15 protein-coding genes and 3 tRNA genes are annotated in these 14,466 nt (G+C 68.7%); 10 read left to right on the forward strand and 8 right to left on the reverse strand.

Annotated features, from left to right (window positions below; genetic code table 11):
- Positions 1-40: 40 nt before the first annotated feature.
- Positions 41-2,707: a DEAD/DEAH box helicase gene (locus tag HCR68_RS07800; protein ID WP_167148398.1), complete on the forward strand. Its 2,667-nt coding sequence runs from the start codon at positions 41-43 to the stop codon at positions 2,705-2,707.
- On the opposite strand, the gene HCR68_RS07805 is transcribed toward HCR68_RS07800, so the two are convergent.
- The 3 genes from HCR68_RS07805 to mmuM all read right to left on the reverse strand — a co-directional run bounded on the left by HCR68_RS07805 (position 2,704) and on the right by mmuM (position 4,859).
- Entirely contained in the window at positions 2,704-3,339 is a 636-nt protein-coding gene (locus HCR68_RS07805; RefSeq protein ID WP_167148327.1) for a GyrI-like domain-containing protein, read from the reverse strand. The two genes, HCR68_RS07800 and HCR68_RS07805, sit on opposite strands and share 4 nt — an antisense overlap.
- Complete coding sequence (locus tag HCR68_RS07810) at positions 3,329-3,847, reverse strand: helix-turn-helix transcriptional regulator (protein ID WP_167148329.1); 519 nt, start codon at positions 3,845-3,847, stop codon at positions 3,329-3,331. Before HCR68_RS07810 ends, HCR68_RS07805 begins: the two co-directional genes overlap by 11 nt.
- A gap of 85 nt (positions 3,848-3,932) precedes the next feature.
- The gene (mmuM, locus tag HCR68_RS07815; RefSeq protein WP_279586980.1) at positions 3,933-4,859 is read right to left on the reverse strand and encodes a homocysteine S-methyltransferase; all 927 of its coding nucleotides are present in this window, start codon (positions 4,857-4,859) and stop codon (positions 3,933-3,935) included.
- A gap of 244 nt (positions 4,860-5,103) precedes the next feature.
- On the opposite strand from mmuM, the gene HCR68_RS07820 reads away from it, so the two are divergent.
- Positions 5,104-6,444, forward strand: a complete 1,341-nt coding sequence (locus HCR68_RS07820) for an amino acid permease (protein ID WP_167148400.1) — start codon at positions 5,104-5,106, stop codon at positions 6,442-6,444.
- A 53-nt stretch (positions 6,445-6,497) separates the two neighbouring features.
- Here the strand turns inward: HCR68_RS07820 and HCR68_RS07825 are convergent, their stop codons facing one another.
- Together HCR68_RS07825 and HCR68_RS07830 are read right to left on the reverse strand one after the other, a co-directional pair.
- Positions 6,498-6,872 carry a YccF domain-containing protein gene (locus HCR68_RS07825; RefSeq protein ID WP_167148333.1) on the reverse strand — a complete coding sequence of 125 codons (375 nt, stop codon included), beginning with the start codon at positions 6,870-6,872 and terminating at the stop codon, positions 6,498-6,500.
- 52 nt (positions 6,873-6,924) lie between these two features.
- Positions 6,925-7,845 carry a glutathione synthetase gene (locus HCR68_RS07830; protein ID WP_167148335.1) on the reverse strand — a complete coding sequence of 307 codons (921 nt, stop codon included), beginning with the start codon at positions 7,843-7,845 and terminating at the stop codon, positions 6,925-6,927.
- A gap of 223 nt (positions 7,846-8,068) precedes the next feature.
- Between HCR68_RS07830 and HCR68_RS07835 the strand changes: the two genes are divergently transcribed.
- From HCR68_RS07835 to HCR68_RS07860, 6 genes are all read left to right on the forward strand, one after another.
- Positions 8,069-8,413 carry a hypothetical protein gene (locus tag HCR68_RS07835; RefSeq protein WP_243858995.1) on the forward strand — a complete coding sequence of 115 codons (345 nt, stop codon included), beginning with the start codon at positions 8,069-8,071 and terminating at the stop codon, positions 8,411-8,413.
- Positions 8,414-8,602: 189 nt separating this feature from the next.
- Positions 8,603-8,675 (forward strand) — tRNA-Lys (locus HCR68_RS07840).
- A gap of 48 nt (positions 8,676-8,723) precedes the next feature.
- A tRNA-Lys gene (locus HCR68_RS07845) sits at positions 8,724-8,796 on the forward strand.
- Between the two features lie 281 nt (positions 8,797-9,077).
- Positions 9,078-9,293, forward strand: coding sequence for a hypothetical protein (locus HCR68_RS07850; RefSeq protein WP_208320535.1), 216 nt, complete (start codon positions 9,078-9,080; stop codon positions 9,291-9,293).
- 159 nt (positions 9,294-9,452) lie between these two features.
- On the forward strand, positions 9,453-9,929 hold the full coding sequence (gene bcp / locus HCR68_RS07855; RefSeq protein ID WP_167148337.1) for a thioredoxin-dependent thiol peroxidase: 477 nt from the start codon (positions 9,453-9,455) through the stop codon (positions 9,927-9,929).
- A 108-nt stretch (positions 9,930-10,037) separates the two neighbouring features.
- A tRNA-Leu gene (locus tag HCR68_RS07860) sits at positions 10,038-10,119 on the forward strand.
- 75 nt (positions 10,120-10,194) lie between these two features.
- Here HCR68_RS07860 and HCR68_RS07865 read toward each other — a convergent pair.
- The gene (locus HCR68_RS07865; protein WP_167148339.1) at positions 10,195-10,815 is read right to left on the reverse strand and encodes an STM3941 family protein; all 621 of its coding nucleotides are present in this window, start codon (positions 10,813-10,815) and stop codon (positions 10,195-10,197) included.
- 103 nt (positions 10,816-10,918) lie between these two features.
- A complete protein-coding gene (locus tag HCR68_RS07870) occupies positions 10,919-11,212 on the reverse strand; it encodes an antibiotic biosynthesis monooxygenase (protein ID WP_167148340.1) in 294 nt (97 codons plus the stop codon).
- A 187-nt stretch (positions 11,213-11,399) separates the two neighbouring features.
- On the opposite strand from HCR68_RS07870, the gene rph reads away from it, so the two are divergent.
- Together rph and rdgB are read left to right on the forward strand one after the other, a co-directional pair.
- Positions 11,400-12,236 (forward strand): ribonuclease PH, encoded by an 837-nt coding sequence (gene rph / locus HCR68_RS07875; RefSeq protein ID WP_167148342.1) that lies wholly within the window; start codon positions 11,400-11,402, stop codon positions 12,234-12,236.
- A 3-nt stretch (positions 12,237-12,239) separates the two neighbouring features.
- Positions 12,240-12,947 carry an RdgB/HAM1 family non-canonical purine NTP pyrophosphatase gene (gene rdgB / locus HCR68_RS07880; RefSeq protein ID WP_167148344.1) on the forward strand — a complete coding sequence of 236 codons (708 nt, stop codon included), beginning with the start codon at positions 12,240-12,242 and terminating at the stop codon, positions 12,945-12,947.
- Positions 12,948-12,962: 15 nt separating this feature from the next.
- On the opposite strand, the gene HCR68_RS07885 is transcribed toward rdgB, so the two are convergent.
- The gene (locus tag HCR68_RS07885) at positions 12,963-14,399 is read right to left on the reverse strand and encodes a L,D-transpeptidase family protein (protein ID WP_167148346.1); all 1,437 of its coding nucleotides are present in this window, start codon (positions 14,397-14,399) and stop codon (positions 12,963-12,965) included.
- Between the last annotated feature and the right edge of the window lie 67 nt (positions 14,400-14,466).

A 14,466-nucleotide genomic window follows, 5' to 3' on the forward strand; every position in this document is an offset into this window, starting at 1 on the left:
TGGCGCGGTGACCACCCAGACCGCTCCGGCCCTCAACGCGATGCTCGACGCCCTCATCCCGGCTGATGACCCCGAGCGCGTCCCCGAGCCCGAGGAGGTCTACCTGGCCTTCTCCGAATGGGCGGAGACAACCGGCCGTCCGCTCTACCCGCACCAGGACGAGGCCCTGTCCGAGATCCTTGAGGGCCGCCACGTCATCGCCGCGACCCCGACCGGCTCGGGCAAGTCGATGATCGCGCTGGCCGCCCACACCGTCTCGCTGGCCCGCGGAGGCCGCTCCTACTACACGGCGCCCCTCAAGGCGCTGGTCAGTGAGAAGTTCTTCGAGCTGGTGCGCTTGTTCGGAGCGGACAACGTCGGCATGGTCACCGGGGACACCTCCATCAACGCCGCCGCCCCGATCATCTGCTGCACGGCGGAGATCCTGGCCAATCAGTCCCTGCGCGAGGGCGAGGACATGGACGTGGACTGCGTCGTCATGGACGAGTTCCACTACTACGCCGACCCCCAGCGCGGCTGGGCCTGGCAGGTGCCCCTCCTCGAGCTGCCCCAGGCGCAGATGGTGCTGCTGTCGGCCACTCTGGGCGACGTCTCCTTCTTCGTGCGTGACCTGCGCGAGCGCACGGGTCGCGAGGTCGCCGTCGTCGACGACGCCGTCCGGCCGGTCCCCCTGGAGATGGAGTACGTCGTCGAGCCGATCGGTGAGCTGCTCCAGCGTCTGGTGGGGCAGGACAAGGCCCCGGTCTACGTCGTCCACTTCTCCCAGAAGGAGGCGGTCGAGCGCGCCACCTCACTGCTCAGCGTGGACCTGGTGCCCAGGTCCCGCAAGGCCGAGGTGGCGCGCGCCCTGGGCGACTTCCGCTTCGGCGGGGGTTTCGGGGCGACACTCTCGCGCCTGCTGCGCGCCGGGATCGGCGTGCACCACGCGGGCATGCTGCCGCGCTACCGAAGGCTTGTGGAGCGCCTGGCCCGCGAGGGCCTGCTGTCAGTCATCTGCGGCACGGACACGCTCGGGGTGGGGATCAACGTGCCGATCCGCTCGGTGGTCATGACCTCGCTGGTGAAGTTCGACGGCTCGAAGGAACGTCACCTCACCGCACGCGAGTTCCACCAGATCGCCGGGCGGGCAGGGCGCGCCGGCTTCGACACCCGCGGCTACGTCGTCGTCCAGGCCCCCGAGCACGTCATCGAGAACGCCAAGGCCCTGGCCAAGGCCGGCGACGACGAGCGCAAGCGCCGCAAGATCGTGCGCAAGAAGGCCCCCGAGGGGCGCGTCAACTGGACGGACAAGACCTTCGAGCGGCTGCGCGACGCGACCCCGGAGACCCTGACCAGCCAGTTCCAGGTCACCACCACCATGGTGCTGAACCTCATGGAGCGCGCCGGTGACCCGGTGGCGGCGATGGCCGCCCTGCTGGAGCGCGCCCATGAACCCGAGGCCCAACGGCGCCGGCACGTGCGCCGAGCCCTGGAGATCTACCTGTCGCTGCGCACGGCGGGCGTCCTCACGCACGTATCCAGTGCCCAGGCGGCCGCCGACGGGCGCCCCCGGCTCCGGCTGGCCGTGGACCTGCCGGCCGACTTCGCCCTCAACCAGCCCTTGGCCCCCTTCGCCCTGGCGGCCATGGACCTGCTGAACGTGGAGGCCCCGGAGCACACGGTCGACGTGGTCAGCGTCGTCGAGGCGACCCTGGACGACCCGCGCCCGCTGCTCTACGCCCAGCAGCGCGCCGCGCGCGGTGAGGCGATCGCCGCGATGAAGGCCGAGGGGATGGACTACGAGGAGCGCATGGCCGCTCTGGAGGAGGTCACCTGGCCCCAGCCCCTGGCCGAGCTGCTCACGCCTGCCCTGGAGATGTACAAGCAGGCCAACCCGTGGATCGCCGAGCACGAGCTGGCACCGAAGTCGGTGGTGCGCGAGATGGTGGAGAACGCGATGACCTTCTCCGACCTCATCTCCCGCTACGAGCTGGGGCGCAGCGAGGGCGTGGTGCTGCGCTACCTCACCGACGCCTACCGGGCGCTGCGCCAGGTGGTGCCCGAGGAGCACCGCACGCCCGAGGCCGCTGAGCTCATCGACTGGCTGGGGGCTCTCGTGCGCGCCGTCGACTCCTCCCTGCTCGACGAGTGGGAGGCGCTCGGCCAGGCGCAGGCGGGCAGGGCGGTCGAGGTCGCCGGCCTGCTGGAGGGTGATCGCCCCGGTGCGGACGACTCCGCGGGGGTGGAGCGGGCCTTCGGCGCGGGCGAGGACGGGACGGTCGCCTTCACCCGCAACCGCCACGCCTTCCGGGTCGCGGTGCGCCGGGAGATGTTCCGGCGCGTGGAGCTCATGGCGCGCGACGACGTCGAGGCCCTGGGGCGCCTGGACGCCTCCTCAGGCTGGGGCGAGGATCGCTGGGATACGGTGCTGGGGCGCTACTGGGACGAGTACGACTGGATCGGCACCGACACCTCGGCCCGGGCAGTGGCGCTGGCACCACTCGACGAGGCCCCCGATGAGACGGCGCTGGCCGCCGCCGGGGTGAGCGAGCGCCTGCGCGAGGCCCTGGAGACCTCCGGGCGGCAGGTGTGGCTGGCCACGCAGGTCCTGGAGGATCCCGACGGCGACCACGACTGGCGCCTGACGGCCCTGGTGGACCTGGCCGAGTGCGACCGCGAGAACCGGGCGGTCGTCCACCTGCTGTCCGTGGGCCCGCAGCAGGGTTAGCCCGCCTCGCTGCCTCCGGCTTCGGGCCTGACCGGTTGCCGCAGCACCGTCCTCATCTTCTCCGGCGCCACACGCCTGGGGTCACTGAGGTAGATCTCGTGGTGGGGCCCGTTCCAGGTGAGCCCGAGGCTTGGCATGACCTCGTCGTGCAGGCGCGCCAGGGTGGGGGCCTCGTCATCGTAGGTGCCTACGTGGAGGATCTGCAGCGACCTGCCCTCGACAAACCGGAGTTCTCGGAGCTCCCCGATGGGAAGCCCGGGCTTCTTGCACCCCGCCCGGGCGAGTCCCTCGGCGACGTCCTGGGACGAGACCGCCTCGGGCAGGGGGATCATCATGGTCCAGTCCCACGAGCCCTTGTCGAGGGCGACGAAGGCGGAGCTGTTCGGGCTCGTCCACAGGCCCTCGAGGGGACCGACGACGAAGTCGTCACCGGTGCGTTGCTTCAGGACGGAGCGGATCGCGTAGGCGCCCGCATACAGCGCCTGGATCGCGTTGACATAGGCGGGCGCGGTATTGGGATCGCCGTGCCCGTCGATCGCCAGGTAGGTCATCGCCGGAACCTCCACCTCCGTGAAGTCGGCCGCCGTTGGCAGATACAGGTCCTTGCGGTCCTTCTTGATGTCAGTCCTCATCGCTTCCTGCTTTCCTCAGAAGGGTACGGGTCCAGGCGAGATCTGCTTCCTGACGCAGGATCTCGTAGTCGAGAATGGCTAGGGCATGCTCCTCATCGACCTGCTCGCGCCGACTGCGCAGCTGGTTGAGGACCTCCTGGAGCGCCTCGGCCCGCCGTGCGAGCGCGGCCACCAGCTCGGGGTCATCGAGTCGGGGATAGGCGCCCAGTGCCGGGAGCACGCCCGCGGCGGGCGGGGCCGGAGTATGGACACGCTCACCGGCCCCCTCACGCAGCTCTCGCCGGCCGGCGTCGGTGATACGGAAGACGGTGCGGCGCCCCGTGGAGCCGTCGTCAGGTTCGACGAGTCCCCGTCCCGCCAGGCGCTTCAGGACGTAGTAGACGGAGGAGAAGGCCAGGGAGGTCCACTGGCGGTAGCCGCGCCGCTCAATGACCCGGTCGAGGTCATAGCCGTGGCGAGGCTGCTCGGTGATGAGGGAGAGGACAACGATGTCGGCGTCGGATGACATGCCATTACTCTAGCACTAGAGTATTTGTGATCAAGACGGTCACCGTGCTGCTGCAACGAGTTCTCGACGTCGAAGCGCAGCGGCCCTACGCGCCGACCACTGCGGCGAGCTCACGGATCTGGGCCGGGCGGGTACGGCAGCAGCCGCCGACGAGCCGGACCCCGGAAGCGACCCATGAGGGGGCCAGCGCCGCTAGCTCACCTCCTCCGCCTCCTGCCCGCCAGGTCTTGGTCTGCGGATCGTAGAGGTCACCGGAGTTGGGGTAGGCCACCAGCGGCTTCGTAGTAGCCGCGCGCAGCACCGGGAGGGCCCGGCCGACAACGTCGGGAGCCACGCAGTTGATGCCGACGGCGACGACCGCCTCCTCCCCCTCGGCCCAGCCGATCGCCTCGGCGAGCGGGGTGCCGTCGGCCAGGTGGGCGCCGTCGGGCCTCACCTGGAAGGAGATCCAGCACTCGGCCTCGGGGGCGAGGCCCGTGACCATGGCGATGAGCGCCTGGGCCTCGTCCAGGCGCGGCAGGGTCTCCAGGGCGAACAGGTCGATCCCCTCCCCCACCAGTGCCTCGATACGAGGAAGGTGAACATCCCGAAAGGCCGGCACGTCAAGGCTCTCGACGTCGTAGGCGCCGGTGTACTCGCTCCCGTCGGCCAGGTAGGCGCCGTAAGGGCCGAGCCCTCCGGCCACGAGCACCTGCGCCCCGGGATGCTCCAGCTCGAAGCGGCGGACAGCCTCGTCGGCGAGACGGGCCCCGGCCGCGATGACCCCTCGAGCACCTGAGGCGTCGTGCCCGGCCCGGAGCAGTGCCGGAAGCGTGGCCTGATAGGTGTTGGTCGTGATGACGCGGGCTCCGGCCTCCAGGTAGTCGGCGTGGACCGCGCGCACGGTCTCAGGCGCTGCGGTGAGTGCGAGCGCCGACCACAGCGCGCCATGGGTGTCGATCCCACGGACGTCGAGCTCGGTACCCATCGCTCCGTCCAGGACGACCGGGCCGTGGGCCAGAAGATCAGACAGCCGGGCCGAGGCCCGTCGGGGGGACCGGGCGGAGGGCACGGTGGACACCGTGGATACAGAGGATGTTCGCATTGCGACACGGTAGCGAATGGTGACAAGCGCTGCCGGTAGCGTCCCGCTTATGGCATCCGTTGCAGATTCCCGTGGGGGCGCCGACGCATCAGCGGTCTCGGCCACCTCTCCCTCTCCTTCTGAGCAGGATGCCCCTGACGCCCAGGGGCACGTCACAGCGCTGGAACGCCGCATGAACCGGCGCCACCTCATGATGATCAGCTTCGGAGGAGTCATCGGCACGGGACTGTTCCTGTCCACCGGCAACACGATCAACCAGGCCGGCCCGCTGGGGACCGTGCTGGCGTACTCGATCGGCGCCGTCATCGTCTACCTGGTCATGGTGTGCCTGGGTGAGCTGAGTGTGGCGATGCCCTTCACCGGCGCCTTTCACGTCTACGCCCGCCAGTACCTGGGACCCGCCACCGGATTCGTGACAGCCATCCTGTACTGGCTCACCTGGACGGTGGCCCTGGGCAGTGAGTTCACCGGCGCGGCCATGATCATGTACGGCTGGTTCCCGAGCGTCCCCGTGTGGGTGTGGGCCGCCTCCTTCATCGTCCTGGTCCTGGCCCTCAACATGGTCTCGGTCAAGATCTTCGCCGAGGCGGAGACGGTGCTGTCGGGGATCAAGGTGGTCGCAATCATCATGTTCATCATCCTGGGCCTTGCCGCGATCGTCGGCCTACTGCCCTACGAGGGCCACCGCTCGGTCCTGGGACTGACGAACCTGTATCGGGACGGCCTGTTCCCCAACGGCTTCGGCGCTGTGTTCACCACGATCCTGGCGGTGAACTTCGCCTTCTCCGGCACCGAGCTCATCGGTATCACGGCCGGAGAGGTCGAGAACCCGGGTGAGACCATTCCCCGGGCGATCCGCGCGACACTGGCCCGCCTGGCCATCTTCTTCATCGGCTCGATCGTCGTCATCGCGGCACTGATCCCCTGGGAGAGGGCCGGGGTCGAGGAGAGCCCCTTCGTGACGGTCCTGTCCAGGATCGGCGTGCCCTACGCCGGGGACCTCATGAACGTCGTCATCCTGGCCGCCATCCTGTCGGCGGCGAACTCGGGGCTCTACGCCTCAACCCGCATGCTGTGGTCACTGGCCAATGAGGGCACCCTGCCCAAGGTCCTGGCCCACACCAACCGGTTCGGGGTGCCGGCGCTGGCGATGGGACTGTCCATGATCGGCGGGTTGGCCGCGCTGCTCACCTCCACCTACGCGGCCTCCACGGTCTACCTGGTTCTCGTGTCCATCTCCGGGCTCGCGGTCGTGCTGGTGTGGGTCGTCATCTCAGCCTGCCACCTGTCCTTCCGACGGCGCTGGCTCGCCGAGGGCCGCAGCCCCGCGGACCTGACCTACCGGGCCCCCGCGTACCCGTGGGTCTCGATCGCCGCACTGGGCCTATCGGCCGCCTCCTGCCTGCTCATCGTCTTCGACCCCGAGCAGCGCCCCGCCCTGGGGATCACCGCCGTCTTCCTGGCGGCCTGCTACGCCGGCTACTGGGGAGCCAACCGTCGGATCAGCCTCTAGGAACGGCCGAGCGGGAACGCGGAGCTCTGCTGCCCCTGCCCTCCGAAGAAGCCTTAGCGGGTCTCGACGATCTGCTTGCCGAAGGGGAAGCAGGTGACGGGGATGAGCTTGATGTTGGCCACCGCGAGCGGGATCCCGATGATGGTGATGGCCTGCGCAGCGGCAGTGGTGACGTGGCCGATGGCCAGCCAGAGCCCGGCAACCAGGAACCAGATGATGTTGCTGATCCCGCTCATGGCGCCGGCTCCGGGCGAGGGAACCACCTCACGTCCGAAGGGCCACAGCACATAGGCGGCGATGCGGAAGGAGGCGACGCCGGCGGGGATCGTGACGATGAGCAGGCAGGCGATCAGACCGAAGAAGAGGTAGCCGAGGAAGAGCCAGAACCCGCCGAAGACGACCCAGATGATGTTGAGCAGCGTGCGCATGTCACTTATCTATCACAGGTGGACGTCTCAACGTAGCCGCGGTCCTGGCCGGTCACCAGAAGATGCGCTGGGCGATGGCGTCGGCGAAGTTGTCCAGCGCCTCCGGCGCCGCCCCCAGGTAGAGACCCGCGTCGATCAACGAGACCTCCATGAGGTAGAAGCCGCCCTGGCCGTCTCCGACGACGTCGACACGGTTGAACAGGAGCTGGATGTCGCGGCCGGAGACCTCCTTGATGAGCGTGTGGATGGCCTTGCGCACACGCTCACCCCAGAGCCACTCCTGCTCGCTGGGCTCCCGCGCCGTCACGATCTCCTCATGGATCTGGTCGGTCGACTTGAAGGACGGGTGGAGCATCGGGGCCTTCTCCACCGCGTGAGAGAGCACCCCGTTGAAGTAGACCAGCGAGACCTCCCCCTTGCGGTCGACCTCCTCGAGGTATCGCTGAACCATGACGGTGCGTCCGCGGCGCAGGTGGTGCATGGCGTCGTTGATCGCCGATGACCGGGAGGAGGCGTTGGTGGCGGTGTAACGCCCCGTACCGCGTCCGCCCGAGGAGACGGCCGGCTTGACGACGAAGTCGCCGTGCGCCGGGAAGCGGGTGTGCACCTGGTGCTTGGAGTAGCCCGCCTCCGGCTCCAGCCACGTCGTCGGAATCATGGACACACCCCACTCGCTCAGACGGGTGAGGTAGTGCTTGTCCGAGTTCCAGGTGACGACGTCGGGGTGGTTGGCCAGCCTGGGCACTGACCGGGCCCACTGCAGGAAGCCGGAGTAGTTGCCCTTGGTGGCGTAGTCGCGGACGCTGCGCAGCACGACGGTGCCTGCCTGGCCCCAGTCGACGGCGGGGTCGTTCCACACGGCGATCCGCGGCTCGATGCCACGCGCGCGCAGGGCATCGGGCAGGCCGCGGTCGTCGTCGTCAAGCTCTGGGAAGTCGGCGCAGGTAGCCAGCGTCACGATCGGGTCGCTCATGTGGCCCACGCTACCGCGCGTGGCAACGCGGTGAGAGCCTCAGGCGTGTGACGCTGAACCGTACCTGCACCAACACGAAGAAGTACCTCCTGATCGGGAGGCCGGCGGAGAGGATCGGGAGACCGCCGCTCCCGCTCGTCGCATGTGCGTGGCAGAGGCGGACACCGGAGCGTCGGGTCGATCACGTGCCGCTGCATCACACGGGCGGTGCCACAATGCCGGGATGAGCGCCGAACCTCGCAAGCCCCTCCGAACCGCCGGCCAGCGCTACTGGATCTCCATGGCCTGCGTCGCCGCCGCGACCATCCTCCTCGCGGGCCTGCTCGGAGGGACGGTTTCCCTGCTTACCGGCGCACGCTCGGGCCGCGGCAGCCTGTGGGCAGGTGCGGTGATCGCCCTGGTGATGCTGGCGGGCTGGACCATCGGCACTCGCGTGCACGATCGCAAGAAGCTCGATCTCCCCCTGTGGCGCCGTCTCGACCAGGAGCAGGCCGCCACCCTGAGGCAGTACCGCCAGTGGTCGCGCACCGGCCGCATCGAGGACGACGAGAACCGTTCGGAGCACTGAGCGATACGGAACCGCCCCCGAGACGACTCGCAGCCCCGCCGCCACCGGACCCGGCCCACTCTCAAGTCCTTGAGACTTGCCACACAAACAGCCGGTTTCGCGGATTCCGGCTGGACGGACCCCTCCTCCATCCGTAAAGTATTCCTCCGTCGCCCAGCGAACCGCGTCGAATGACATCGTTGTGGTGAAGCACCGCTAGCTCAATTGGCAGAGCAGCTGACTCTTAATCAGCGGGTTCAGGGTTCAAGTCCCTGGCGGTGTACGGATCTTCCATCCCAACGGATTGGGAGACGTCGGCCACCAAGGCCGAGCACCGCTAGCTCAATTGGCAGAGCAGCTGACTCTTAATCAGCGGGTTCAGGGTTCAAGTCCCTGGCGGTGTACCGCGAGGGCACGCGCTTTGCCCGGGATGACCCCGCAGGCACTGCGGCGAGAGCGGGTTGGCGGTCAGATGACATCCGCCGCAGGCATGACTGACTCGGAATGTCGCCACCTCATCGGTTTCCGCTCCCTCTCGCGATCACAGCCAGCGGCCGCTTCGGACTGCCGCGGCACCAGAAGTCTTTGCGGCGGCACGTCGGTTCTCAGGCACCTGCCTGCCACGGCGCGCGCCGCTGCGCGGCCCTGATGGGTCGACGACGTCGAAGGAAGTTGAGGGAACAGAATGACACACGATATCCGCACCGCCACCGCACTGATCGCCAAGCCCGTCACCGGCGACACCGCTCCCCATGAATCAGCTGACCGCGAGCTCTCCGCCGCGCGCGCCGAGCTCGCCTCACTAGGGGCAGCCGTCTCGCCCTCACGCCTTGAGCGGGCACTGGAACGCCTGGAGGCGGCGCAGAGGGCATCACGCCAGCCGCTCTCCCGGGCCGCCTGATCGGGACACGCCACAGACGGCCCCGCATCGGATGAGGACTGCACGGCTGATGTGCTCAGCGTTCGCCAGATCACGAAAGTAAGTCATCGATTCCACTGCCGCAGGTACCGGGAGCGATGCGAGGATGAGCGCATCCGCCCAGGAGCCCGAGGAGGACCTATGACCCAGCTCGCCGCCGGTGACCGCGCCCCGGAGTTCGCCCTGCCCGACCAGGACGGCCGCACCGTGACCCTCGACGACCTTCGTGCCAGCACGGACAAGGGCGTCATCGTCTACTTCTATCCCAAGGCCAGCACTCCGGGCTGCACCAAGGAGGCCTGCGACTTCAGGGACTCCTTGGAGGGGCTCAAGGCGGCCGGCTACGCCGTCGTCGGCATCTCCCCTGATCCTGTCACTGCGCAGGCCAGGTTCTCCAGCCGCCACGACCTGCCCTTCCCCCTGCTGTCGGACGCCGACCACGCCGTCATGGAGGCCTGGGGCGTGTGGGGCGAGAAGAAGAACTACGGCAAGGTCTACACCGGCGTCATCCGCTCCACCGTGGTGGTGGCACCCGACGGAACCGTGACGCTGGCCCAGTACAACGTCCGGGCCACAGGGCATGTCAAGCGGCTGCGAGCCGCACTCGGCGTGGACTGACGAAGGCCCCGAGCCCGTAGACTCCCCCAGGCTATGTCGGCAACGGCGCAACGGAATGACACCGTTTTCCGCTATCCGGGCTGAAGTCGGTAGAGTGGGCGCGACACAGCGCGAGTGGCGGAATTGGTAGACGCCCCAGGTTTAGGTCCTGGTGCCTTCGGGCGTGAGGGTTCGAGTCCCTTCTCGCGTACAGATTTCGGATCCGGGCACCGTCAGGACATGTGGGCGCTGGCGTGCGGGATATCGCCTCGCACCAGCCGTTGGTCTAGGGACGCCCTCGATGACCGTAGGTCTGGTGGGCCTGCTGAAGCACGGCCAGCAGGTCCTCCTTCCCTCCGTCCAAGGTGGCCGGGAGGTAGACGCGTCCCTCTCTGACGGTCCCTCGATCCGCCATTTCGTTGACCTGCTGGCTCAGCTGAGGGGTGGCGGGGTCGTGGCTGCGCATCTGCTGTCCCAGAGGCGTCAGGGTGTACCCGATCACCAACTGCCCTCGCGCACCACCGCCGGGGCTGATCTCCTCCCCGAAGAACTCGGCGATATCCGTCCAGCGCGCGGACTCGTTGACGACGTAGGACTGACCGGTACGCCGTTCCAAACGCACGCCTTCAGGCGTGACCACAAGTCGGCTGCGACGAAGGATCTTCCTCACTGTGCCCGGGATGCCGACGACGCCGAAGAAGCCGATGCAGGCGATACCTGCGAGCATGTAGAGGAGCGGGGAGCTCGACTGGTTCGCGATCAGAAGGACCACGACGCCCACCACTGTGAAGGCTACGCAGCCAAGAAGCGTCCCCCACAGGCGTAAGGGAGACTCCGGAATGACAAGCATCCCGGTAGTACGCAGCTGCTCGCTCTGCTGGCGGACTCGTCCCGTATCAGTTCCCATGCGCTCCTCCACACCCTTCAACCAATCGGTATGTTAACGGGTCTGGAGTTCCCCCGGCAGATGCGGATCCCGAGCTCGATCACGTGATCCCCGGCGGCCCGACTCACTCCTCGTGCTGGACCACCTCGAAGCCGAGGACCTCCACGCTCATGCCGCGGCGCTTGTCATCCTCGTGCCCGCCGGAGGGGCGCGCGGACTGCCAGCGCTCGTAGTCCTCGCGCGTGTCCCACCGGGTCACCACGAAGTAGCGGTCCTCGCCGACCACCGGACGCAGCAGCTCGAAGCTCTGAAAGCCCTGCGAGGCGTCAACACCCCGCTTACGTGCGGCGAAGCGCTTCTCGATCTCGGCCTCGGCGCCCTCGGGGAAGGTCAGCGCGGTGATGTTGACATAGGTCATGGCGTTCTCCTCGGTGTCTCCGTCGGCTCCAGGCCGGAACAGGTGTCGCAACGAACGCTACCGCCTGACCACGGCCTCGGACCACAGCCTTACCTCCCAGCTCCGGCATCCTCCGATCTCTCGGCTCCGGCATCCCAAGGTGTCGGGCCGGCCCCGGGCCCGGGTGCACGCCGGGTAGCCTGATCCCATGACAACTGCCCCGTTCACCCGCAAGGACGGCCGCGCCGTCGACGAGCTCCGCCCCGTGACCGTGACCCGCCACTGGCTCGACCACGCCGAGGGATCGGTCCTGGTGACATTCGGACGCACCCGCGTGCTGTGTGCCGCCTCCTTCACCGAGGGCGTCCCGCGCTGGCGCAAGGGCAGCGGCGAGGGCTGGGTGACCGCCGAGTACGCCATGCTCCCCCGGGCCGGGTCGGAGCGCTCGAGCCGCGAGTCCGTGCGCGGCAAGGTCGGTGGCCGCACTCACGAGATCTCCCGCCTCATCGGCCGCAGCCTGCGCGGCATCATCGATGTGGCCGCACTGGGCGAGAACACGATCGCTCTGGACTGCGACGTCCTGCAGGCCGACGGCGGTACCCGCACCGCGGCGATCACCGGCGCCTACGTCGCCCTGGCCGACGCCGTCGCCTGGGGCACCGAGCGGGGACTGATCAAGGCCCGCCCCGGCAAGCCGGTGCTGTCCGACTCCCTGTCCGCCATCTCGGTGGGCATCATCGACGGCGTGTCCTGCCTCGATCTGCCCTACGAGGAGGACGTACGCGTCCAGACCGACATGAACGTCGTCCAGACCGGGGACGGCCGGTTCATCGAGGTCCAGGGCACCGCCGAGCACGCCCCCTTCGACCGCTCCGAGCTGGGGACGCTCCTTGATCTGGCCGCCGCGGGCAACGCCCGGCTCGCCGCGATCCAGCGCCGCGCCCTGGCAGGCCCCAGCGACGAGCCCTTCACCGTGTCCTCCACGGACCCGGAGGCCACCGATGTCTCAGCGACCTCAGCGTCCTCCGGGCTCACGGGAGCCTGATCCATGAGCGCCTCCTCCCACGCCGACGACGCCCACCCGGTCGCGGACCGGGTCGAGGTGCCGTCCGGCGCCCGCCTCGTCCTGGCCACCCACAACGCCGGCAAGCTGGCCGAGCTGCGGCAGATCCTGGAGCCGCTCGTGCCGGGGCTGGATCCCGCCTCCATCATCTCGGCCGCCCGGCTCGAGGCGTCCGAGCCGGTGGAGGACGGCCTGTCCTTCGCCGACAACGCCCTGATCAAGGCCCGCGCCCTGGCCCGAGCCACGGGCCTGCCGGCGGTGGCCGACGACTCGGGCCTGTGCGTCGACGTGCTGGGCGGAGCACCGGGAATCTTCTCAGCGCGCTGGAGCGGCCGGCACGGCGACGACGGGGCCAACCTCCAGCTGCTCCTGAACCAGCTGGCCGACGTCTCCGATCCGCACCGCGCCGCGAGGTTCACCTGCGCCGCCGTTCTGGTCCGGCCCGCCGGCGGCGGGGTACCGGAGCGGATCACCACCATCGAGCGTTCCATGGAGGGGCGGTTGACCCGCGCCCCTCTGGGCGAGGGCGGATTCGGCTACGACCCGATCTTCGTGCCTCTCCAGGAGGACGAGCCCGAAGGCCGGGGACGTACCACGGCCCAGATGACGCCTGAGGAGAAGCACGCCATCTCTCACCGGGGCCAGGCCTTCCGCGACCTTGCCCCCATCCTGGCCGAGGTCCTGGTCCGGTAGGCACCGGAGGGCCCGTCAGTAATGGGTCACCACGGTGGTACCGATCTCCGACCACTGCCAGATCGCTTGAGCCTCCGCTACCGGGATGTTGATGCAGCCGTGAGAGGACTCGTCCGTGCCGATGCCGAACTCCTTGACCCAGGGGGCTCCGTGAAGGGCGTAGCTCTTGTGCCAGTAGCTCACCCAGGGCACGTCTCGTTCGCAGTAGGGCCACTCAGGGGTGCACCCCATGTCCTGGGCCCGGTAGCGCAGGTAGATCTTGTAGGTGCCGGTCACCGTCTCGTGTCCGACGCCGCCGTGGTTGATCAGGATTGGCCCCTGGACGACCTTCTGCCCCTCGTAGGCGGTCAGCGTTGAGTCGGTGAGGTTGACGTCGATCCACTTCTCCCCCGCCCTGGCCTGGTAGGCGAAGCGCTCCGGCCCGTTAGGGACCACCCGGCTCTCGGTGGAGTGGGGGACCTCGTTCCAGCTGATCTCCTGGCTGGTGCTCCTGCCCTGGCCGAGCCCCTGGGCGAGCGCCGTCGCAACAGCGTCAACATTGCCCGCACGCCTTCCGGGCTTGCCCGGACGGGCGAGCTGGAGCACGGTCCCGGCGGAGTCGACGTTGTTGATGGCGTTGACCGGGGTCCGCTCCGCCTCGGCAGTCGGTGAGGAGACCCACGCCTTGATTCTCTCCTGTGAGACCGTTGGCGCGATGTGGCCCTCCTTGACGGGGAAGTCGATCCAAGAGGCCTTCTGAGCCTTGGTGGCGGTGTGCACCGTGCCATCGACCGTCACCGAGATCTCGGCGTCCAGCAGCGCAGTGGCCGAGTGAGCCGCGGCCTGAGCCTCCTCAGTGCTCACCGTGGGCTCGGTCCGACGGACCGACACCGGTGCCACGTGGTCGGAGAGCCTGCGCACAGCGGTATCGACGGCCGAGTCAAGGTCGCCGGGGTCGATGCCGTCACCTGTTCTCCCGGGTGAGACGGTCAAGGCGCCTTCTCCTTCATCCCAGGCCACCGTCGGCTCGACGGCGTGATCGCGCAACGTGCTGCTCAGCCGTGATATCAGCGAGGCGCGGGCGTCCTTGTCAGTCGTGTACCGCACCTTCACCTCCCGCTTCCCGACGATTCCGCGAAGGAGCGCCATCGGCGATCCGGCTCCGGACACGGCGGCCTCGGCCATCGCCCGAGCGTCGACGTGGGCGACCTGGGAGAGCGGGACGGTGGTGGGGGTTCCCTCAACGGTCAGTGTCAGTGAGGCTGATGCGGCCCTCTGGGACACAAGCTCGGTCAAGGCCTGCCGGTCCATTCCGGACACGTCCTGTCCCATGAGCACGGTTCCGCGTGGGGCTCGCCCCTCGTACCTGTGCGTGTAGGCGACGGATCCGCCCGCTCCTGCCACGAGGAGGGCGACGACGGCCAGAGCGCTGATCCACCGACGCGATCGGCGCTGCTTGGAGGAGTGATGCATGGCGTCAAGGTATGAACAGCCGGGTTGCCACCCCATAAAGAGGAATCCCGAGAGCCGGGAAGGACCG

The organism is Actinomyces sp. ZJ308, assembly GCF_011752065.1.
Classification (GTDB): Bacteria; Actinomycetota; Actinomycetes; order Actinomycetales; family Actinomycetaceae; genus Actinomyces.